This is a genomic window from Pseudomonas sp. LB1P83, assembly GCF_054897885.1.
In genome coordinates this window covers 637297-659857 of record NZ_CM142709.1, presented here as the reverse complement: position 1 = coordinate 659857, position 22561 = coordinate 637297, and the positions used below count along the sequence as shown (strand labels likewise).

The window sequence follows — 22561 nt, the reverse complement described above, 5'->3', positions numbered from 1 at the left end:
GTTCAGCGACGGACCGGGCGCTTCTGCAGTTTGCGCTGCAGCGTGCGGCGGTGCATGCCCAGGGCGCGGGCAGTGGCGGAGATGTTGCCTTCGTGTTCGGTGAGCACGCGCTGGATGTGCTCCCATTGCAGGCGATCCACGGACATCGGGTTTTCCGGCACCAGGGTGTCGAGGTCGGCGTGTTCAGAGAGCAGCGCGGCCAGTACGTCGTCGGCGTCCGCCGGTTTGCAAAGGTAGTTGCAGGCGCCGCGCTTGATCGCCTCGACCGCGGTGGCAATGCTCGAGTAACCGGTGAGGATCACCACGCGCATTTCCGGGTCGAGTTCGAGCAGTTTAGGCAGCAACACCAGGCCCGAGTCGCCGTCCATTTTCAGGTCCAGGGCGGCGTAATCCGGGATGTCGGCCTGGGCGATGACCAGACCTTCTTCGGCGGAACCGGCGGTGCTGACGCGAAAACCACGGCGGGCCATGGCACGGGCCATCACGCGGGTAAAGGTTGCATCGTCGTCTACCAGCAGTAAATGCGGCAGTTCTTCGCCATCAACTTGGATCTCGTCACTCATGTTCGTCTCCTCGGGCGACACGGGGCAGGCGCAGCTCGGTGAGCGTGCCGCCTTCCTCATGACTGTACAGTTTCACTGAGCCGCCGGCGCGTGTCACGCTGGCCTTGCTCAAAAACAGGCCCAGGCCGAAACCTTTGCCCTTGGTGGTAAAAAACGGTTTGCCGATCTGCTCGGCAATGGCCAGCGGCACACCGGCGCCGTGGTCGCGAATGCTGATCGTCAGGTCCTCGGCATTCCAGTCCAGCGTCACCTGCAACCCTTCGGGACAGGCATCGGCGGCGTTGTTCAGCAAATTTAGCAATGCTTGCGTCAGGTCTGGCGGTGGTGCCATGCGCGGCACGGTGCCCTGGCCCAGGCGCTGGAAGCGGTAACTGGCTTCCGGGCGCATCAAGTGCCAGCGATTGAGGGCTTCGTCGAGCCAGTCGGTGACGTCCTGCATCTCCACCGCCAAGCGGCGATTGGCCTCGGCGGCGCGCACCAGTTGCTGCAAGGTCTCTTTGCAGAGTTTGACCTGATCCTGCAACACGCTCAAATCGTCCTGCAACAGCGGGTCGTGATGATCCTGGCGCATTTCCTTGAGCAGCACGCTCATGGTCGCCAACGGCGTGCCCAGTTCATGGGCCGCGCCCGCCGCCTGGGTCGCAACGGCCAGCAATTGCTGGTCGCGCAGGCCTTCTTCACGCCGGATGGCGCGTAATTCTTCCTGACGGCGCAACTCTTCGGCCATGCGCGCGGCGAAGAACGTGATGACCGCTGCGGCGAGGGCGAAACTCAGCCACATGCCATAGATCTGCAGGTTTTCCCGGGCGATGGGGAAGGTTTCCAGCGGGTAGAACTGCGCCAGCAACAACGTGTAAAGCGCCAGCGCGATGCCGGACAGAATCACCGAATAGCGCCACGGCAACGTCACGGCGGCGATGGTCAGCGGCACCAGGTAATACGAGACAAACGGGTTGGTCGAACCGCCGGAGAAATACAGCAAGGCACTGTGGATAAACAGATCGCAGGCCAGTTGCAGGGCATATTCCAGCTCGGTCACCGGCCACGAGGTGCGCAGACGAACCGCGGTGAACGCGCACAGCAGCGTCGAGCAACCCAGGGTCATTGCCAGTTGCACCCACGGCAACGGCAGCAGATCGAACCAGTAGGCCAGGCCCACAGAACCGGCTTGGGCTGCGAGTACTAAAGTGCGGATGAACGTGAGCCGCCAGAGATTCTGGCGAGTGGCGGAAGTGATTTGAACGGGGGCGAGCATGAGCTCTCCTGATGAGCGCTCCAGGCGGATCGCACGGAGTATAACCAAGCACGGGGGCTGGCAGGCAAAAGTGCGGCAAACAGCCACATGGCAGGAAGTTCTGCTGCGTCTGTAAAGGGCGCCTTCGCGGGCAAGCCTCGCTCCTACAGGAATGTGTCGCTCAAAGAATTAGCCTACGACACATTCCTGTAGGAGCGAGGCTTGCCCGCGAATGGCCTCGACGCGGTCTCCCGCATTCCATCTGTATAGAAGTTGTAACTGTGCGAACCGGATCATTAAAGCTAGAGTCTGATTGTTTCACGCAGGCTCGGACCTTAACCCCTGCGCACCGTCCAAGGAGTTTTCATGCACAGTTTCCGCCGCAGCGCCGCCCTTCTTGCCCTTAGCGTTGGCACCGTCGCCAGCCTCCCGGCCCTGGCCGCCGACGAGCTTCATTACAACCAGATCGCCCTGCGCGCCGAAGTCAGCCAGGAAGTGGCTCGCGACCTGATGATCGTGACCCTCTACACCGAAGAACAAAACACCGACCCGGCCAAACTCGCCGCCGACGTCAGCACCACCATGAACAAAGCGCTGGCCCAGGCCAAACAGGTCAAGGAAGTCACCCTGCGCCAGGGCAGCCGCAACAGCTACCCGATCTACGACACCAAGGGCCAGAAAATCACCGGCTGGCGTGAACGCGCCGAACTGCGCCTGGAAAGCTCGGACTTCGCCGCGCTGTCGAAGTTGACCGGCGAACTGCTGACCGACCTGAAAATGGGCGGCATGGACTTCGCCATCGCCACTCCAACGCGCAAAGCCAGCGAAGACGCGCTGCTTAAAGAAGCCGTGACTGCCTTCAAGGCCCGCGCCCAACTGGCGACCGACGCGTTGGGCGGCAAGGGTTACAAAATCGTTAACCTGAACTTGAACAGCAACGGTTATCCACAACCGTACATGCGCGGGCCGATGATGATGAAAGCGGCCGGTATGGACGGTGCGCCGGTGACGCCGGAAGTTGAGGCGGGCACGAGCCAGGTGAGCATGACGGCGGATGGGGCGATTGAAGTGTTGATGCCTTGATTCGATGACACGTACACAGAAACGGCGATCACTAAGTGGTCGCCGTTTTTTATTGCCTGATGGAAAGCCGGGGTGGGTTTGCCTGATGATTCTGTGGTGATTGATCCGCCGCCATCGCGAGCAGGCTCACTCCTACAGGGGTTCATGGTCGTTCACAGATTCTGTGTCCAACACAAATCACTTGTGGGAGTGAGCCTGCTCGCGATGAACGATGACGCGGTCTACGCCGGATCGACGTTATCCAGTGCCCGATTCACCGCCAGTTCCGCCAGCATGATGATCTGCTGAATCGCCAACACCGCATGGCGCTGTGGGCCGATCAGGTTCGCGGCGAAATCACTGGCCATGACACTCGCCGACGCCAACGACTCGCAAGCTTGTGCCAGGAGACTTTCGCTATCCGCGTCCGGGGTGATCATGAACATGGTGCTGGGACGACGGGGTTTAGGGGCGTATTGGTCGGGTGGATCGAGGTAGTAATCGAGGGCGCGTTTTATGGCTTCGCGGTCCCTGAGGAGCGCTTCGGCTTCGGTGGATTCGGGATTAGGAGTGGTGGTGTTGACGGGTGGATCGGGGACAATTTTGTTCATTTGATTTCCCTGTTCATTTTGGGAGCCATCACTTTTCGTTTCTCACACGAAAAGTGGTGGCAGCTATGTGCAGGGTGAGAAAACCGGGAACAGAGAACCGGCCGGACCGAAGTCCGCCCGCACACAGCTGCCATAGAGCATTGCAGGCAGCGAATAGCTGGCGGCAATTATGGTGATGCTGGCGCTAGATTCATACATATCTGTTACCGGGTTCTCACACCCGATCGCTGAGTTTTTCAGCGACAGCCAGAGGTTAGAGACACTGCTTCCTACCCGGCAACCTGAAAAGTGCGTGGGAAACCGCTGTGTTTTTTACACATCGTTCAACACAAAAATGGAACGCGGAGCGTCCGGGGCGGCATTCCCACGCAGAGCGTAGGGAACGATCAATCGGGGAATGCAGGAAAGAGAATGGTCGGCTGTCAGGCCGCCTTCGCGGGCAAGCCTCGCTCCTACAAGGGATCGGCGAACTCACTTCGCTCCTCACCACTCAATAGGCCGAGCGTTAGCTCGCCTGCAGCTTTTGATTTTGATCTGCCCGCCCCTTCGGGAGGCTGAGTGGAGGTGTTCATCTGGGGGGTAGGCGCGTAGCGCCGTGCGGCGAAGCCGCACACATCGAGAGGAGGTCGAAGCGAAGCCGACCGGAGGCGATGCCCCCAGATGAATACCGGAATGAAGGAACGCCGAGCCTAGGCGAGGGGCCGGACGCTGGGGCGAAGACCTTTGCTTCCTTTGGGGCGTTTGCCAAAGGGAGTCGCTGTAAAAGCGAAACCATAAGTGGCCGTTACCGCAGGAATGGATATGTACACCTGAAAGAGAATGGTCGGCTATCAGGCCGCCTTCGCAGGCAAGCCAGCTCCCACAGGGGAATGATGTACATCTGCACGATTGTTGGTCGGTTACCAGGCCCGCTCCCAACATCTGACCACTGCGCATCCGTCAGAAATTGCTCATTTATCAGACGTTCAACATTGTGAAAAAACCAAAAGCGCCACCGCAAGCAACAAAGGGTTGCACCCCAGGTACTACCAACACGCCAACACAGCCCCCACCAAATCCCAAATCCAAAGACCACCCACAGATGTCCACCGCCAAACAGTAACGAAACAATCTGCCCCACAGACACAACAAACCTTTAAACAACAAACACCTATCCACCGAACTGGAACTCAATCTCATTCACGCCCGCCAGCCCCTCAACGATGGGTATAAATAAGTAACACCGCGCTCCAACCGGGTGCGAAAGCAGCGCCGATCGCCCCGCTACGGTGCGTCGATTGCACCGAAAAAACCCTGCGCAAACGGTCAAATGCGCGCGAATTTATACATATGCGACATTAAGGTACGTTCGTGCCACTGTTTAAGGCCTGTGGTCGCTCAGGATCTTGCAATGGGTATGGCCCCTGCATAAGTATCCGCAGGCACGACTCACGAGGTCGTCCTCTAATTCCAAAAATGACAACAAATCATGAGGCCAACATGCTTAAACACGCGGTCATTCCGTTTTTAGTCGGCGCAGGCTTGTTAGCCTCCGCACCTTTCGCCCAAGCGGCGACTAACCTGGTGTTCTGCTCCGAAGGCAGCCCGGCTGGCTTCGATACTGCGCAGTACACGACATCGACCGACAACGATGCCGCCGAGCCGTTGTACAACCGATTGGCAGAGTTTGAAAAAGGCGCCACCAACGTCGTTCCAGGCCTGGCGACGAGCTGGGATATTTCCGAGGACGGCCTTAAGTACACCTTTCACCTGCGCGAAGGGGTGAAATTTCATACAACCAAATACTTCACGCCAACCCGCGATTTCAACGCCGATGACGTGCTGTTCACGTTCAATCGCATGCTCGATCCGCAGCAACCTTTCCGTAAGGCTTATCCGACCGAATTCCCGTATTTCAACGGGATGAGCCTGAACAAGAACATCGCCAAGGTCGAGAAGACCGGGCCGCTGACCGTGGTCATGACGCTCAACAGCGTCGACGCCGCGTTCATCCAGAACATCGCCATGAGCTTCGCCGCGATTCTGTCCGCCGAATACGCCGACAAACTGCTGGCCGAAGGCAAGCCGAGCGACATCAACCAGAAGCCGATCGGCACTGGCCCGTTCGCGTTCAAGAGCTACCAGAAAGATTCCAACATCCGCTACACCGGCAACAAGCAGTACTGGGACCCGAGCCGGGTCAAGCTCGACAACCTGATCTTCTCGATCAACACCGACGCATCGGTGCGTGTACAGAAGCTCAAGGCCAATGAGTGCCAGATCACCCTGAGCCCGCGCCCCGCCGACGTGCCAGCGCTGAAGAACGACCCGGCACTCAAGCTCATCGAGAAGCCTGGTTTCAACCTTGGCTACATCGCCTACAACGTTCGCCACAAACCATTCGACCAGCTCGAAGTGCGTCAGGCGCTGGACATGGCGGTGAACAAGCAAGGCATTCTCAATGCCGTCTACCAAGGCGCAGGTCAACTGGCCGTCAACGCCATGCCGCCGACCCAGTGGTCCTACGACGACACCATCAAGGACACGGTCTACAACCCGGAAAAAGCCAAGGAGTTGCTCAAGGCTGCCGGCGTTAAAGAAGGCACCGAAATCACCTTGTGGGCGATGCCCGTGCAGCGCCCTTACAACCCGAACGCCAAGTTGATGGCCGAAATGCTCCAGGCAGACTGGGCGAAAATCGGTCTCAAAGTGAAGATCGTCAGCTACGAATGGGGCGAGTACATCAAGCGCACCAAGAATGGCGAGCACGACGTCAGCCTGATTGGCTGGACCGGTGACAATGGGGACCCGGACAACTGGCTCGGCACGCTTTACAGCTGCGACGCCATTGGCGGCAACAACTATTCCATGTGGTGCGATCCGGCTTACGACAAGTTCATCAAGCAGGCCAAGGTCGTCACCGACCGGGACCAGCGCACCGTGCTCTACAAACAGGCGCAGCACTACCTCAAGCAACAAGTGCCGATCACGCCTATCGCCCATTCGACGGTTAACCAGCCGTTGAGCACCAAAATCGAAGGGTTCAAGGTGAGTCCATTCGGTCGCAACGTGTTCTCGGGCGTCAGTATCGACCAATAACCGATTAGCCAGAAACGCTGGGGGCGCTTGCGCCCTCACGCAAGCGTATTGCCGTAATTCGCCATTCCGGCCTGCAGCAAACGTTTGCGAAGCCTTGATTGAGTTCTAAACAAAATAGCCGGATCACCAAAAAAGACCGGCATTAAAAAAAGAAAGTAAGGAGCTTCACCCATGAAACTGAGCAGCACCGCGTTATTGGCCCTGGCCATCAGCAGCGTAACCGCCACGGCTTACGCAGAAACCCAAAGCCAGGCATTCACCCCGGTTACCGTGAAAGAAAAAAGCGCCCAAAGTGAAGCCACCGGCTTCGTTGAAGGCCAATCGATCACCGGTTCCACGCGTAACTGGTATGCGAATGAGTCGTTCAAGCGGGGCGCGACGCTCAACTATCGTAAAAATGGTGAGACTCGCACCACTGACCGTCGTATCAACTGGGTGCAAGGCACGATCATCAAGTACAACTCGGGCTTCACCGAGGGCACTGTAGGTTTCAGCACCGAAGTGGCGGCCTACAACGCCATTGCCCTGGACCGTGATCGCAAAGACCTCGCGTCCGGCAACGGCGGTGCTCCTGAGCCAGGCCGCGGTGGCCGTGGTAACAACCGTACGCTGACCGAAAACGGCGGTGACGCGGTTGATCAGTGGAGCAAACTGGGCCTGGCCAACGTCAAGGCACGCTTCTCCAACACCACACTGACGGCCGGTCGCCAGAACTTCAGCAGCCCGCAAGTGGATGTCATCGGTAACCGTCCACTGCCTTCGAGCTTTGAAGGTGTCAGCCTGCACAGCGAAGAGCTGGAAAACCTGTCCTTCGACCTCGGCACCTTCGACCGTAACTCGCCGCGTACCGAACAGAGCCAGCGCAAGTTCCGTTCCGAATACGGCGACGGTACTGCCGAAGCGGATCACGTCAACACCGCCGGTATCACTTACACACCATTCGCCAGCCTGACCACCAGCCTCTGGGGCACCCAGGCTGAAGACTTGTGGAACCAGTACTACTTCGGCGCCACCCACGTACTGGGTGACAGCTCGGTACTGAGCCTGACCACCGGCCTGAACTACTACAAGACCGTCGACGAAGGCAAAAAACTGCTGGGCGAAATCGACAACGACACCTACTCCCTGTCGTTCGGCCTGACCCACCAGGCCCACAGCCTGACCTTCTCGTACCAGGAAGTGAACGGTAACGAGTACTTCGACTACCTGCACGAAACCAACGGCATCTACCTGGCCAACTCCTTGCTGTCGGACTTCAACGGCCCGAACGAGAAATCCTTCCAGATTGCCTACGGCCTGAACATGGCTGAATACGGCATTCCAGGCCTGAAATTCAACATTTACCAGGCTCGCGGCTGGGGCATCGACGGTACTCACTACAACAGCACCGGCTACGGCGACGTGAAGGGGATGGACGGCGAACACCATTACGAATACGGCATCGGTACTTCCTACGCCGTGCAGAGCGGCCCGCTCAAGGCCACCACTGTTCGCGCGACCTATACCGCTCACCGCGCCAGCGAAAACCAGGCGGATGGCAGCCTCAACGAGTTCCGTCTCGTGACCACCATCCCGTTCAACATTTTGTAATGCACCCGCCGAACGGCTGATTCAGTGACGAATCGGCCGTTCGGCTTTTGTCCTTTAACCGATTGCAGAGGGTTCTTGATGAAAATGCTTCCCCTACGTGCGGCCATTGCAGCCGCGTTGCTGAGTGTCGCTGTTGGCGTCTCGGCCAAACCCCTGGTGGTCTGCACCGAAGCCAGCCCGGAAGGCTTCGATATGGTCCAGTACACGACTGCAGTCACAGCCGATGCGGTGGCCGAAACCATCTTCAATCGTCTGGCGGACTTCAAGCCCGGCACCACTGAAGTGATTCCGGCACTGGCCAACTCCTGGGACATCAGCGAGGACGGCCTGACTTACACGTTCCACCTGCGTAAAGGCGTCAAGTTTCACACCACCGAATACTTCAAGCCGACCCGCGACATGAACGCCGACGATGTGGTCTGGAGCTTCCAGCGCCAGCTGGACCCGAACCACCCATGGCACAAACTGTCGAGCGTGGGCTTCCCGTACTTTGAAAGCATGGGCTTCAAGGAACTGCTGAAAAGCGTCGAGAAAGTTGACGACAACACCGTCAAATTCACCCTGACCCGTCGCGAAGCGCCGTTCCTGGCAGACGTCGCCATGGCCTTCTCCTCGATCTATTCCGCCGAGTACGCTGACCAGTTGCTGAAGGCCAACAAGGCCGGCGACCTGAACAACAAACCGGTCGGCACCGGCCCGTTCGTGTTCCAACGCTACAACAAAGACGCCCAGGTTCGCTTCAAGGCCAACCCGGACTACTTCCGTGGCAAGCCACCGGCTGATGCGCTGATACTTGCCATCGCCACCGATAACAACGTGCGCCTGCAAAAGCTCAAGGCCAACGAGTGTCAGGTCGCGCTATATCCAAAACCGGATGACATCCCGAGCATCAAGAAAGACACCAACCTGAAGGTTGATGAGATGAACGCGATGACCGTTTCCTACATCGCGATGAACACTTCGCACAAATACATGAGCGACGTGCGTGTGCGTAAGGCCATCGACATCGCGTTCGACAAGGCTGCGTACGTGAACGCGCTGTTTGGCAAAGGCAACGCAACGGTCGCGGTCAATCCGTTCCCGGACACGCTGCTAGGCTACAACCACGACCTGAAAAACCCGCCACGTGATCTGGACAAGGCTCGCGCCCTGCTCAAGGAAGCGGGCGTGCCGGAGGGCACTGTTTTCACGCTGTTCACCCGTAACGGCGGCGGTCCGACCAACCCGAACCCGATGCTCGGCGCGCAGATGATGCAGGCTGACCTGGCCAAGGTCGGGATCAAGATCGACATTCGCGTCATGGAATGGGGCGAAATGCTCAAACGCGCCAAAAACGGCGAACACGATATGGTTTCCGCCGGATGGGCGGGCGATAACGGCGACCCGGATAACTTCCTGACGCCTAATCTGAGTTGCGAAGCAGCCAAGAACGGCGAAAACTACGCGCGCTGGTGCAATCAGAAATTCCAGACGCTGATCGACGAAGCACGGGCTAAAGTGAACCCCACGGAACGTGCAGCGCTCTACGAGCAAGCCCAGGAGGTTTTCAATCAGGACCAGCCATGGATCAACATGGCGCACACCCGTATGTTTACCGCAATGCGCAACAACGTAGAGGGCTATCACATTAGCCCCCTCACCACTAATAACTTCGCCACCACCCAGGTGAAGTAGATAAGAAACTACCGGCATTCCTGACCCAGGAATGCCGGGCACGCCTAACCGGCTGATGAGGTACACCACAAGATGTTTAGTTTTATTGCCCGCCGATTGGGGTTATTGATCCCCACGTTCTTCGGCATCACCTTGCTGACTTTCGCGTTGATTCGCATGATTCCTGGCGACCCCGTGGAAGTGATGATGGGCGAACGTCGGGTCGACCCCGAAATGCACGCTCAGGCAATGGAACGCCTTGGCCTGAACAAACCGCTGTATGCCCAGTACCTGGACTACATCGGCAAGTTGGCCCACGGCGACCTTGGCGAGTCCCTGCGTACCCGTGAAAGCGTCTGGAGCGAATTCAGCTCTCTATTCCCCGCGACCCTGGAACTGTCCATGGCCGCGCTGTTGTTCGCCGGCATCCTGGGCCTTCTGGCCGGGGTGATTGCGGCACTCAAGCGAGGATCCCTGTTCGACCATGGGGTGATGGGCATCTCCCTGGCGGGATATTCGATGCCGATCTTCTGGTGGGGCCTGATCCTGATCATGTTCTTCTCGGTGTCACTGGGCTGGACTCCGGTGTCCGGGCGGATTGACCTGCTTTACGACATCGAGCCGCGCACCGGTTTCATGCTGATTGACACGCTGCTGGCCGATGACGTCGGTGCGTTCTTCGATGCCCTGCATCACCTCATCCTGCCGGCCATCGTGCTCGGCACCATCCCGCTGGCCGTTATTGCGCGGATGACCCGTTCTTCGATGCTCGAAGTGCTGCGAGAAGACTACATCCGTACCGCCCGCGCCAAAGGCCTGTCGCCGTCGCGCGTGGTGTTCGTTCACGGCCTGCGCAACGCGCTGATTCCGGTCCTGACCGTGGTCGGCCTGCAAGTCGGCACATTGCTGGCGGGTGCGGTTCTGACCGAAACCATTTTCTCGTGGCCCGGCATCGGCAAATGGCTGATCGAAGCCATTGGCGCACGGGACTATCCCGTGGTGCAGAACGGCATCCTGTTAATCGCCTGCCTGGTGATTCTGGTGAACTTCGTGGTGGACATCCTCTACGGCTTCGCCAACCCACGCATCCGTCACCAGCGCTGAGATCATCATGACCATGACCACTCCAGCTTCAACTCCAAATCAAGCGGTAACAGTCGATCAAAGCCTGCTGTACCCGTCTCCGTACAAAGAATTCTGGCAAGCGTTTTCCAAGAACAAAGGCGCCGTTGCCGGCCTGATGTTCATGCTGCTGGTGATTTTCTGCGCGATCTTCGCGCCGTGGGTTGCCCCGCATGACCCGAGCGAGCAATACCGTGACTTCCTGCTGACCCCGCCATCCTGGCTGGAAGGTGGGCAGATCCAGTTCCTGCTCGGCACCGATGAACTGGGGCGCGACCTGCTGTCGCGGCTGATCAACGGTTCGCGCCTGTCCCTGCTGATCGGCTTGTCGTCGGTGGTGATGTCGCTGATTCCGGGCATCCTTTTGGGTCTGTTCGCCGGGTTCTTCCCGCGCCTGTTGGGCCCGACCATCATGCGTCTGATGGACATCATGCTGGCCCTGCCGTCCCTGCTGCTGGCCGTGGCGATTGTCGCCATCCTCGGCCCTGGCCTGATCAACACCATTATTGCCATCGCCGTGGTTTCGTTGCCGTCCTATGTTCGTCTGACCCGCGCCGCGGTGATGGGCGAATTGAACCGCGACTACGTGACCGCCGCGCGTCTGGCCGGTGCCGGTCTGCCCCGCCTGATGTTCGTCACCGTGCTGCCTAACTGCATGGCGCCGCTGATCGTTCAGGCTACTTTGAGTTTCTCCTCGGCGATTCTCGATGCCGCGGCACTTGGCTTCCTCGGTCTTGGCGTACAACCGCCAACCCCTGAGTGGGGCACCATGCTGGCTTCGGCTCGCGACTACATCGAACGCGCCTGGTGGGTCGTCAGTCTGCCTGGTTTGACCATTTTGCTCAGCGTGCTGGCAATCAACTTGATGGGCGACGGTCTGCGTGATGCGCTGGACCCGAAACTCAAGAACGCCGCCTGAGGAGATTCAAATGTCACTGTTAGAAATCAAGAATCTCAACGTCCGCTTCGGCGACAAGAACGCCGTTCCGGTGGTCGACGGTCTCGACATTACCGTGGACAAGGGCGAAGTTCTGGCCATCGTTGGCGAATCGGGTTCCGGCAAGTCCGTGACCATGATGGCGCTGATGGGCCTGATCGAGCATCCGGGGATCGTCACTGCCGACGCCCTGAATTTCGACGGCAAGAACATGCTCAAACTGAGCAACCGTCAGCGTCGGCAAATCGTCGGCAAAGACCTGGCCATGGTCTTCCAGGACCCGATGACCGCGCTGAACCCGAGCTACACCGTCGGTTTCCAGATCGAAGAAGTGCTGCGCCTGCACCTGAAAATGTCCAGCAAGCAAGCCCGCAAGCGCGCCATCGAACTGCTGGAAAAAGTTGAAATCCCGGGCGCCGCCAGCCGTATGGACGCGTACCCGCATCAACTCTCCGGCGGTATGAGCCAGCGTGTTGCAATCGCCATGGCCATTGCCGGCGAGCCGAAACTGCTGATCGCCGACGAACCGACCACCGCACTGGACGTAACGATTCAGGCGCAGATCATGGACCTGCTGCTGGCGTTGCAAAAAGAGCAGAACATGGGCCTGGTGCTGATCACTCACGACCTCGCGGTCGTGGCTGAAACCGCCCAGCGCGTGTGCGTGATGTACGCAGGTCAAGCGGTGGAAGTCGGTCAGGTGCCACAACTGTTCGACATCCCGGCGCACCCGTACAGCGAAGCATTGCTCAAGGCGATTCCGGAACACAGCCTGGGCGCCACGCGCCTGGCCACGCTGCCGGGCATTGTTCCCGGTCGCTATGACCGTCCGCAGGGTTGCCTGCTGTCGCCACGCTGCCCGTATGTGCAAGAGAGCTGCCGCGCGCAGCGTCCGACCCTCGACCCGAAAAGCAACAGCCTCGCCCGCTGCTTCTACCCGCTGAATCAGGAGGTGGCGTAATGGCCGTCGTACTTACCGCCCGCGACCTGACCCGCCACTACGAAGTGTCCCGTGGCCTGTTCAAGGGCCATGCGACCGTGCGCGCCCTGAACGGTGTGTCGTTCGAACTGGAAGCCGGCAAGACCCTCGCCGTTGTAGGCGAATCGGGCTGCGGCAAATCCACCCTGGCCCGTGCCCTGACGCTGATCGAAGAACCGTCCTCCGGCTCCTTGAAAATCGCCGGGCAGGAAGTCGCCGGCGCCGACAAGGCCCAGCGCAAGCAACTGCGCAAAGACGTGCAGATGGTGTTCCAGAGCCCGTATGCGTCGCTGAACCCACGGCAGAAAGTCGGTGATCAGCTTGCAGAACCTTTATTGATCAACACCAACCTGAGCGCCTCGGAACGTCGCGAGAAAGTCCAGGCGATGATGAAGCAGGTGGGCTTGCGTCCCGAGCACTACCAGCGTTATCCGCACATGTTCTCTGGCGGTCAGCGCCAGCGGATCGCCCTGGCCCGCGCGATGATGCTGCAACCGAAAGTGCTGGTGGCGGACGAACCGACCTCAGCACTGGACGTGTCGATCCAGGCGCAGGTATTGAACCTGTTCATGGATCTGCAGCAAGAGTTCAACACCGCCTACGTGTTCATCTCCCACAACCTGGCGGTGGTGCAACACGTCGCCGATGACGTGATGGTGATGTACCTCGGCCGCCCGGTGGAAATGGGCCCGAAGAACGACATCTACGAGCGTCCTCTGCACCCGTACACCCAGGCGCTGCTGTCGGCCACCCCGACCATTCACCCGGACCCGAACAAGCCGAAAATCAAGATCGTCGGCGAGTTGCCAAACCCGTTGAACCCGCCGTCCGGCTGCGCTTTCCACAAGCGCTGCCCGTACGCGACCGAGCGCTGCAGCACCGAAGAGCCGGCCCTGCGCCTGCTCGACAGCCGCCAAGTGGCTTGCCACTACGCCGAGCAATTCCTCGACGGCGCGGCGTAACAAACTGTGGGAGCGAGCCTGCTCGCGATAGCGATCTCTCAGTCGACATAGATGTTGACTGAAATATCGCCTTCGCGAGCAGGTCGAATCGTCGCACCGTCGCTCCCACAGGGATAGGCCTGTTCAATAACCCCTTCTACCCCGGCTGCGTATCAGTCGGGGGATAAGGGGTTTTCTTTTGCCTGCTACCTAAGCCCCTTCATTTTCGTCGGTATCGGCATCGGGATCGTCAGTGGTCGAGTCGTCATCATCCGCACTGCCGCCCTGCCCCTGATCACCGGGCTCTGATTCGGATTTGGCAAGCATCAGATCACCCTGCACCACCGTTCCGCTCGACGCCTGAGTATCATGATCCTCACATCCGGCCCACACCGCCGAACTGCCGAGGGACAACAACACCACCACCTTCAACAGCAATAAAACCCGTAAAAATCTGTTCATAGCCGATTCCATCCTTTTGCAGGTGAAACACAAGTGCCTGACTGGCGCTGTGTGAAATCTAGTAGCGCTCAGCCGGGTTCTCCAGATAGGACGCTATCGAATGGGCGGAAATGCCGTCAGCGGCCAGATTGGTTTCTGATAACACCCATAACCGAATCAGCTAAGCGAAGTAGCGCGCCGCGTTTGTCGATCAAGCCCCTTCGAGGTGCCCAAACGTGTGGCCTGATAAATCAGTGGGGTGGACAGCAAGGCCAGCGCGGCGCTCACGAACCAGACCATGTGCCCACCGAAATGGCCGTAGAGCTGACCGCCAAGTACCGGTGAAAGCAGCGCGCTCGCACTCCAGCACATGAAGAACAGGCCGAAGTACTGGCCACTTTTTCCGGCTTGCGCGTGCTGCATGACGAGTACATTCAGCGGCGGCATGAACAGGGCTTCCCCCAGCGTCCAGACCACAGTCGACAGACAGGCGTAAAACAACCCGGAACCGAGCGGCAACATGCCGAGTCCGACCGCCAGCAACACACATCCCGCCACCAGTTGCCGGCGTGCGCCCCAGCGTTCACCCCAGTGCGACAGCGGTATTTGCAAGACCACAATCAGCATCGCATTGAGCCCGAACTGCCAGCCGATGGCTTCCGTGCTCAACCGGTAGTAATCGCGCAGGTAATTGCCGAGCATGCTGTAGATCGAGTCGAACGCCATGCCGAGCAGGATCACCGCAGCCAGCAGCCAGAGGAACGGTCGATCTCGATAAGGGACGCCTGTGCCTGCGCCGGTATCGGGGGTTTCCTCAGGAATCAGCACCGGTCGGTGCCATGTCGTGCGGACAAACCAAAGCAATGCCAGCAGCGTCATGGCCGCGCTGACAAAAAATACCCAGCGAAAATCGGTCTGCGCCAGCACCCCGCCCGCGAGGCCGGCGGCAGCCATCCCGAGGTTTCTGGCGACACGGCTCAAAGCCTGCGCGCGAGGACGCTGCGACACCTCGCAGTACTCCATGATCAGGCGCTGATGCAGCGTACGAATCGACCCGTCGAGTATCCCGCTGAGCAAAAGTAGACCCGCCAGCAGCGGCACCTGCGTGGTCAGCCCGAGCAGGACCAGCGTCCACACCGAGGCAAAAAACAGCGCCGCCGTCAGCCGCGCCGTGGACACATGATCGCTCAGCCATCCGCCCAGCATCGAGCCGATCAGCAGTCCGGCGCCATAAGCCGACAGCAGCCAGCCGACGGTTTCAATGGCCAGCCCCAGTTCCTGACGCAGGTACAACGCCATGAACAGCTTGACCATGCTGCTCAAGCGATTGATGAAAAGCAGCGCCGCCAGCACCCAGGCCATGGTGCAGAAATAGCCGTCCAGCCGCAGCAGTTGAGTCAGCCGACTCGTCATTCCATTGATCCTTGAAAAGGCAGCGATTTGTGAATTGCCTTTCGAACGGTAGACGGCTACGGCTTGGTTGTCGCGAGTAGAAACGCCAACAATGCAAAACCAGAGTCAAGCTACGCGACCCAGGGAAAAAACCTACGGAAAAACCGTCGTGCAGCAACCCATTCTTATAGGTCGGCGTCATCATCGTCAGTGTCTGGCTCTGCAGACTTGTTTCGAATAACCCCAAAATCGAATCAGCTAAGCGAAGTGACGCGCGACGTTTGTGAATCCAGCCCTTTCGAGGCGCCCAAACGTGTGGCCTGATAAATCAGCGGCATGGACAACAAGGCCAGCGCGGCGCTGACGAACCAGACAATGTGCCCGCCGAAATGGCCGTAAAGCTGACCGCCAAGTACCGGTGAAAGCAGCACACTCGCGCTCCAGCACATGGAAAAAAGTCCAAAGTAATGCCCACTCCTTCCTGTGTGCGCACGCTGCATAACCAATACGTTCAGAGTGGGCATGAAAAGAATTTCGCCTAGGGTCCAAAGAACAGTCGACAGGCAGACATACAACATCCCTGAGCCCAACGGCAACATCCCCAGCCCGCAGGCCAACAGCAGGCTGCCTACCAGTAGTTGCCGACGCGCCCCCCACTGCTCACTCCAATGAGATAACGGAATTTGCAGCACCACCACCAGTACTGCATTGAGTGCAAATTGCCATCCGATGACTTCGATACCCAACCGATAGTAATCGAGCAGATAGTTGCCCAACATGCTGTAGACCGGTTCGAAGGCAAGGCCGAGCAAGACAGAAGCCGCCAACAACCAGAGGAACGGTTTATCTCGATAAGGTACGCATGCACCCGAAACCGAATCAGGAGTCTGATCCGGTATCAGAACTTCTCGATGAAATGTCGCCCGAACAAACCAGATCAAAGCCAACAGCGTCATGGCCGCACTGACAAAAAACACCCAGCGAAAATCAGTCTGCGCCAGGGCGCCACCCACAACCCCGGCCACAGCCATGCCCAGGTTACTGGCAACACGACTCAATGACTGCGCGCGAGGCCGCTGCGCAACCAGGCAATACTCCATAATCAAGCGCTGATGAAGTGTACGAATCGCGCCATCGAGTACTCCGCTGAAAAGCAACAACCCAGCCAGCAATGGCACCTCAACGACCAGCCCCAACAAGACCAATATCCATGCCGAGACAAAAAACAACGCGGCGGTGAGGCGCGCCGTGGAGAAATACTCACTGAGCAATCCGCCTCCCATTGACCCTATCAGCAAACCGGCTCCGTATCCGGATAACAACCAGCCTACGGTTTCAATCGGCAGCCCCAGTTCCTGACGCAGGTATAACGCCATGAACAGCTTGACCATGGCGCTTAACCGACTGATGAAGATCAACGCAGCAAGCATCCAGGCCATCGGACAGAAATATCCATCAAGCCGAGTCAGGTGGAAGAGCCGACTAGCCATGCCATTGGTCCAGGTTATGGTTCACTTGGCTGGAAATGCCTTTTGAAGCGAAGGGAATGTCCGAGCGGATCTCGTGGTCTGCATCGAAGAAGTACTGTGCTTGCAGCCGGCCCTCTGCATCAAGGCCAACAAGAGGGTTATTGATCAGGAATTGCCTGGCTGAAGCACAAAGCTTGTGCGCTCGAATCAGTAACCTCCATTGACCGAATGCGTTGTCAGGAATAACGGCCTTAGCCCCAAAGCGTTTCTTGTACTGAAACGTTCCTTTGCTCAAAAATGGCTCGCAGCCCTGAAAGTCGACGCAATCGATGTTCGACTGATGGGATGCCCACTCCAGGATCGCGTGGTAAACAAAATTCTGTGCTCCATTAACCCGGTAAATTGATGCGCCATCCTTAACGCCGATCAACCGTGCGTTTAAGGTGCGTGTCGACTCATCAACTTGAGAAACACTTCCCGCCACCCAGTCATCCTTTAAATAAACCCGAAACAACACTCCCTGCTTGAACAATTCCAGATACGCCAATTGCTCGGGCACACTACGGGCAAAGCGCCCGTAACGGGCGCTCATGGTCGGGACATGCATGGAACGATAAAAGGCAAAGAAGTCTTCATCCCTAAGCGACACATCGAAACCAAACCCTTGTCCGACAGATTGAACACGGCGCTTGTTTTCCCGATGGGACAGTTCCCTCTGCACATGCTCCCAATCAGCGGACACATCGACTTTCTGGTGAAGCCTGCTGAGTCCGATAATATCGCCGGGACGCTGGCATTGTTGGATGACCTCCAGTGGCGCCATCAACAGGTTCGTGTCAGGTTGATACTGGTTTAGAAAACCCTCAAGTTGCTTCCATTCCAGAGTGCCTTCTTGCTCTACAGTCGAATGCTCGAAAAAACATTGATCCACAAAAGGGGCGATGTAGATCAGGCCTTCACTCACTCCAACATAAACAAAACGCACCATTTCTCCAGCCTTGGAGTAGCCCCTGTAAACGCGAAAATGGCAGGGTGTTTTCTGAGTGATGGAAAGATCAGCGCTCATGACTTACAACGACCACGCAGGATTTCCATCATCTCTTCAGCACTGTCAATGAATGACAGTCCTTCGATGGGCATGGCTTCATAATCACTCTGACAATAGGAGCCGGATGCATGAATAGTGCAGCCGTCCATGCCCACCAGCAACTGTCGGTCAATTGCATTCAGGCAACCGGTGACGGCCATCACCAATGACCACTCCTTCAGATCCCGAGGATCCGCGGGCAATCTCACAGGTGTATTCGCTAGCAACTGGACACATTCGCTGTAGCGTTGCATGCACTCATAAAGCGACACGACTATTCCCGAGCCACCATTGGCTCTGATCAACCCGGTCATTTCCACGGCGGTAGGCGGAAGGTGCGTGTAAAAAGTGGGTTCAAGGATCTCATCAGGGTTCCAGGTCGCGGAAGGAAAATGCGCAGACTCCGACTGAATCCACAAACCGTTGGATTCCTGTGTATAGCCGGGCGTGGAAGCACCCTCGAAGTTTCCGTCGAGTAAATGCAAAACCATGTCACTGGTAGCCAAGTGCTGAACCAATAAAAATGAAGGGGTGGACACGTGTTGGTGGTGGCGTTTCAACACCTCTACACCCGAGCAGTATCCCAGAAGGCCATAGGCACTAGACACCGCATGCACATGGACGGTTTTTCGATCAGTGTCCCAGGCATCACCCTGCTCGAAGTCAAAAAACGCTCTGGCCTGGTCAGAGAACCGGTAATTCTCTAGCCGAAGGGAATGCCATAACTTCAACTCACCCAATGGACTACGATTGAAAAGCTCCTTGAAGTGCTGCCCGACAACCTTCACTGCCTCCGGCGACTCGGCATCAAGGACGAATAAAGGGTTCAGGGCACGCAGCCGAGGGTCATCGTAAAGTTCGGTTCTACGCAATTTCCCGATCGTCTGCGCAGGCGTCAATGTGACAATGCGTAATTGTTCTGGGTGAACCAGTTTGGCTTTCAATGCACGCAAAACTGCATCACGTAATGCAATGGCTTTGTTGCCGGAAGAAGGGGAAAACAACAGGATGCTGTCGCCGGTGTCCTGAATATGGCGAATGGCACGAGCGACGATCAGCGTCGAAGCAAATGTCTTGGTCGTTTGAGTATTCGCGTTTTGCCTCAAATCGAACAACCGCAGTGGCATCCCACAGTAACGGCCTAACTCAAAAAACTGCGCAGTTGCGACGGAAAGAAAGGCCTGCATTCGAGCATCCAGTGCAGGCAATTTCATGGATGGCTCAAATGCGTCACCACCGCTACTGACTTCAAAATCAGCTGCACTGCTGACGATCAGATCGTAGTACCGCTCGATAACAGAAACGGGATTTTGAGCTCCTTGTGTTGCCTGTACCGCCGTGTCGGTATTCATCACATCCATTTGTCTCGCGCTCCTGCTCGTGGAAAGTCGCTGCTTGCGAAATGTCCTCTGAACGCTAGACGTCAACGATTGCGTTGTCGCGGTAAACAGCCCCGGTAATGCAAAACCAGAGTCAAGCTACGAAATCAGGAAAAAAGACCTACAGGAAAGTCTTACCTGGACGTCGATTCGAACCCGTTTACTGGTCAAAAAAAAGCCCACTGTGTTCACAGTGGGCTTTGGGGTGTTATCGCTCAGCGCTTAATGATGCTCACGCGTCGCACGGAATTTCACGTCCGGCCAGCGCTCTTCCATCAATGCCAGGTTGACCCGCGTCGGGGCCAGGTAGGTCAGGTGACCACCGCCGTCGACTGCAAGGTTTTCCACAGCCTTGTTGGAGAATTCCTCAAGCTTCTTCTTGTCGTCGCAATCAATCCAGCGCGCGGAATAGACGGTGATCGGCTCGTAAGAGCACTCAACCTTGTATTCCTCTTTCAAGCGGCTGGCGACCACATCGAACTGCAGCACACCGACGGCACCGAGGATGATGTCGTTGCTGCGCTCGGGGAAGAACACCTGGGTGGCGCCCTCTTCCGCCAGTTGCTGCAAGCCCTGACGCAGTTGCTTGGATTTCAGCGGGTCACGCAGGCGCACGCGCCGGAACAGTTCCGGGGCGAAGTGCGGGATGCCGGTGAAGCCCAGGACTTCGCCTTCGGTGAAGGTGTCACCGATCTGGATGGTGCCGTGGTTGTGCAGGCCGATGATGTCGCCGGCAAACGCTTCTTCCAGTTGCTCACGCTCGGAGGAGAAGAAGGTCAGGGCGTCGCCGATCCGCACGTCCTTGCCGGTGCGCACGTGGCGCATCTTCATGCCTTTTTCGTATTTGCCGGAGCAGATACGCATGAAGGCGATACGGTCGCGGTGTTTCGGGTCCATGTTCGCCTGGATCTTGAACACGAAGCCGGCGAATTTCTCTTCAACCGGTTCCACGGTGCGCTCGTTGGCGACACGGGCCAGCGGTTTCGGCGCCCAGTTGACCACGGCGTCGAGCACGTGATCGACACCGAAGTTGCCCAGTGCAGTACCGAAGAACACCGGAGTCAGTTGGCCGTCGAGGAATTCCTGTTGATTGAATTCGTGACAGGCGCCCTGCACCAGCTCCAGCTGATCGACGAAGCGATCGTACTCGTCGCCCAGGTGCGCGCGAGCTTCATCGGAGTCGAGCTTCTCGATGATTTTCACATCGGTACGTTCGTGGCCGTGGCCCGCGGTGTACACGATGATGTAATCGTCGGCGAGGTGGTAAACGCCCTTGAAATCGCGGTAGCAGCCGATCGGCCAGGTGATTGGCGCCGCCTTGATCTTCAGGACCGCTTCGATTTCGTCGAGCAGTTCGATCGGGTCGCGGATGTCACGGTCGAGTTTGTTGATGAAGCTGACAATCGGCGTGTCCCGCAGACGGCAGACATCCATCAGCGCGATGGTCCGTGGCTCTACACCCTTACCGCCGTCGAGGACCATCAATGCCGAGTCCACCGCCGTCAGGGTGCGGTAGGTATCTTCGGAGAAGTCTTCGTGACCCGGGGTGTCGAGCAGGTTGATCATGTGATCGCGATACGGGAACTGCATGACCGACGTGGTAATCGAGATACCACGCTGCTTTTCCATTTCCATCCAGTCGGAGGTGGCATGGCGGTCGGATTTACGGGATTTCACCGTGCCCGCAATCGCAATCGCCTTGCCCATCAGCAAGAGCTTCTCGGTGATGGTGGTTTTACCGGCATCGGGGTGGGAAATAATGGCGAAAGTGCGGCGTTTCGCGACTTCGGCGGCCTGTTTGGTCATGGGAAATCGCCTGGCAGGTGATTCAAAAAAGGGCGGCGAGTATAGCGCAAACACTGCCTTACGGACCACCGTTCGCCCGTAGCAGCTGTCGAGCTTGCGAGGCTGCGTTCGGCGGCGAAGCCGTCGTAGAGTCGACACTCGCGGTCGGTCAGATACACCGTATTGCCTGGTTTTACGACGGCTCCGCCGCCGAACGCAGCCTCGCGCTGCTCGGCAGCTGCTACACGGGTAAACGAGATGCGTGGTAGCTAAATGCTGCTAAATATGGAACCTTTTAAAAGGTGGAGGCGTCCACTCCCCTGTTACAGCTCTCGTAGCAGGGTTTGAAAAACCTGCAAGTTAGCCTGACGAGGCTGCGCTTATGGCTCGATCTCATGCGGTTGCATCAGCATGAAGAGCTGCTTCTCGCGAACGCTTCTATCCCGGCAGCCAGGAATGGCCTGCCACACGGGACTGCGTTTGCCGACAAAGAAAAAAGGAGTCCGCCTGTGGCTATTCGCTATGGCAAGGGGCTGATAGGAGGTGCGGTTGTCGTCGCGCTCCTGGCCCTGCTGGTCCACTGGATTGGCATCAACACGATCGAACATTACCGCGACGATTTGTTGTTTTACCTGCAAGCTCATCTGATTCTCGTCCTTGTCTCCATGCTGGCCGCCCTTGTTGTGGGCATCCCCGCCGGTATCTTCCTCAGCCGCCCGACCATGGTTGGCCGCGCTGAACGCTTCATGCAGATCTTCAACATCGGCAACACCGTGCCGCCTCTTGCCGTACTGGCCATCGCCCTGGGGATCCTCGGCATCGGCAGCGGCCCCGCGATCTTCGCCCTGTTCCTCGCCTCGCTGTTGCCGATCGTGCGCAACACCTATGAAGGCCTGAAAAACGTCCAGGGTTCGCTCAAGGAAGCAGCCGTCGGCATTGGCATGACGCCCACTCAGGTGCTGTGGCGGGTCGAATTGCCGAACGCGGTGCCGATCATCATCGGTGGCGTGCGCGTGGCCCTGGCGATCAACGTCGGGACGGCACCGTTGGCGTTCCTGATTGGCGCCAACAGCCTGGGTAGCCTGATTTTCCCGGGGATCGCCCTGAACAATCAGCCGCAACTGCTGCTCGGCGCGGCCTGTACCGCCCTGCTGGCCTTGCTGCTCGACGGTCTGGTGACACTCGCCAGCCGCCTCTGGCTCGAACGCGGTTTGCGCCCGTCTTAAGCCTCGGCAAAG

At 58.0% G+C, this 22561-nt stretch carries 18 protein-coding genes; 9 read left to right on the top strand and 9 right to left on the bottom strand.

Translation table 11 applies throughout. The annotated features are described in order from the left end of the window. Window positions 1-2: 2 nt before the first annotated feature. Window positions 3-563, bottom strand: coding sequence for a response regulator transcription factor (locus ACYZTY_RS02830; RefSeq protein ID WP_461957218.1), 561 nt, complete (start codon window positions 561-563; stop codon window positions 3-5). Continuing rightward, complete coding sequence (locus tag ACYZTY_RS02825) at window positions 556-1818, bottom strand: ATP-binding protein (RefSeq protein WP_131063121.1); 1263 nt, start codon at window positions 1816-1818, stop codon at window positions 556-558. The genes ACYZTY_RS02830 and ACYZTY_RS02825 overlap by 8 nt, the downstream gene beginning before the upstream one ends. Window positions 1819-2163: 345 nt before the next feature. Between ACYZTY_RS02825 and ACYZTY_RS02820 the strand changes: the two genes are divergently transcribed. Then, window positions 2164-2880 (top strand): SIMPL domain-containing protein, encoded by a 717-nt coding sequence (locus tag ACYZTY_RS02820; RefSeq protein WP_461957217.1) that lies wholly within the window; start codon window positions 2164-2166, stop codon window positions 2878-2880. 221 nt (window positions 2881-3101) lie between these two features. Here ACYZTY_RS02820 and ACYZTY_RS02815 read toward each other — a convergent pair whose 3' ends face one another. Further along, window positions 3102-3470, bottom strand: a complete 369-nt coding sequence (locus tag ACYZTY_RS02815; RefSeq protein ID WP_461957216.1) for a DUF6124 family protein — start codon at window positions 3468-3470, stop codon at window positions 3102-3104. 1479 nt (window positions 3471-4949) lie between these two features. Here ACYZTY_RS02815 and ACYZTY_RS02810 point away from each other — a divergent pair. The 7 genes from ACYZTY_RS02810 to ACYZTY_RS02780 all read left to right on the top strand — a co-directional run bounded on the left by ACYZTY_RS02810 (window position 4950) and on the right by ACYZTY_RS02780 (window position 13791). Beyond that, entirely contained in the window at window positions 4950-6548 is a 1599-nt protein-coding gene (locus ACYZTY_RS02810; RefSeq protein WP_461959242.1) for an ABC transporter substrate-binding protein, read from the top strand. Between the two features lie 171 nt (window positions 6549-6719). Beyond that, window positions 6720-8138 (top strand): OprD family porin, encoded by a 1419-nt coding sequence (locus ACYZTY_RS02805; RefSeq protein WP_461957215.1) that lies wholly within the window; start codon window positions 6720-6722, stop codon window positions 8136-8138. Between the two features lie 78 nt (window positions 8139-8216). Next, window positions 8217-9812: an ABC transporter substrate-binding protein gene (locus ACYZTY_RS02800; RefSeq protein WP_461957214.1), complete on the top strand. Its 1596-nt coding sequence runs from the start codon at window positions 8217-8219 to the stop codon at window positions 9810-9812. Window positions 9813-9884: 72 nt separating this feature from the next. Further along, window positions 9885-10895: an ABC transporter permease subunit gene (locus tag ACYZTY_RS02795; protein ID WP_131063110.1), complete on the top strand. Its 1011-nt coding sequence runs from the start codon at window positions 9885-9887 to the stop codon at window positions 10893-10895. Between the two features lie 13 nt (window positions 10896-10908). Next, complete coding sequence (locus ACYZTY_RS02790) at window positions 10909-11832, top strand: ABC transporter permease subunit (protein ID WP_461959241.1); 924 nt, start codon at window positions 10909-10911, stop codon at window positions 11830-11832. 10 nt (window positions 11833-11842) lie between these two features. Next, entirely contained in the window at window positions 11843-12811 is a 969-nt protein-coding gene (locus ACYZTY_RS02785) for an ABC transporter ATP-binding protein (RefSeq protein WP_461957213.1), read from the top strand. Then, window positions 12811-13791, top strand: a complete 981-nt coding sequence (locus ACYZTY_RS02780) for a peptide ABC transporter ATP-binding protein (protein ID WP_461957212.1) — start codon at window positions 12811-12813, stop codon at window positions 13789-13791. Before ACYZTY_RS02785 ends, ACYZTY_RS02780 begins: the two co-directional genes overlap by 1 nt. Window positions 13792-13980: 189 nt before the next feature. On the opposite strand, the gene ACYZTY_RS02775 is transcribed toward ACYZTY_RS02780, so the two are convergent. The 6 genes from ACYZTY_RS02775 to ACYZTY_RS02750 all read right to left on the bottom strand — a co-directional run bounded on the left by ACYZTY_RS02775 (window position 13981) and on the right by ACYZTY_RS02750 (window position 21344). Then, window positions 13981-14232, bottom strand: a complete 252-nt coding sequence (locus ACYZTY_RS02775) for a hypothetical protein (RefSeq protein WP_461957211.1) — start codon at window positions 14230-14232, stop codon at window positions 13981-13983. 156 nt (window positions 14233-14388) lie between these two features. Continuing rightward, window positions 14389-15624 (bottom strand): MFS transporter, encoded by a 1236-nt coding sequence (locus tag ACYZTY_RS02770; protein WP_461957210.1) that lies wholly within the window; start codon window positions 15622-15624, stop codon window positions 14389-14391. Window positions 15625-15857: 233 nt separating this feature from the next. Then, window positions 15858-17093, bottom strand: coding sequence for an MFS transporter (locus tag ACYZTY_RS02765; RefSeq protein WP_461957209.1), 1236 nt, complete (start codon window positions 17091-17093; stop codon window positions 15858-15860). Then, the gene (locus ACYZTY_RS02760; protein WP_461957208.1) at window positions 17086-18138 is read right to left on the bottom strand and encodes a hypothetical protein; all 1053 of its coding nucleotides are present in this window, start codon (window positions 18136-18138) and stop codon (window positions 17086-17088) included. The genes ACYZTY_RS02765 and ACYZTY_RS02760 overlap by 8 nt, the downstream gene beginning before the upstream one ends. Further along, window positions 18135-19520, bottom strand: a complete 1386-nt coding sequence (locus ACYZTY_RS02755; RefSeq protein ID WP_461957207.1) for a DUF6002 family protein — start codon at window positions 19518-19520, stop codon at window positions 18135-18137. The genes ACYZTY_RS02760 and ACYZTY_RS02755 overlap by 4 nt, the downstream gene beginning before the upstream one ends. Before the next feature lie 240 nt (window positions 19521-19760). After that, window positions 19761-21344 carry a peptide chain release factor 3 gene (locus ACYZTY_RS02750; RefSeq protein ID WP_461957206.1) on the bottom strand — a complete coding sequence of 528 codons (1584 nt, stop codon included), beginning with the start codon at window positions 21342-21344 and terminating at the stop codon, window positions 19761-19763. Between the two features lie 488 nt (window positions 21345-21832). Between ACYZTY_RS02750 and ACYZTY_RS02745 the strand changes: the two genes are divergently transcribed. Further along, on the top strand, window positions 21833-22549 hold the full coding sequence (locus ACYZTY_RS02745; protein ID WP_054049992.1) for an ABC transporter permease: 717 nt from the start codon (window positions 21833-21835) through the stop codon (window positions 22547-22549). The last annotated feature ends 12 nt before the right edge of the window (window positions 22550-22561 follow it).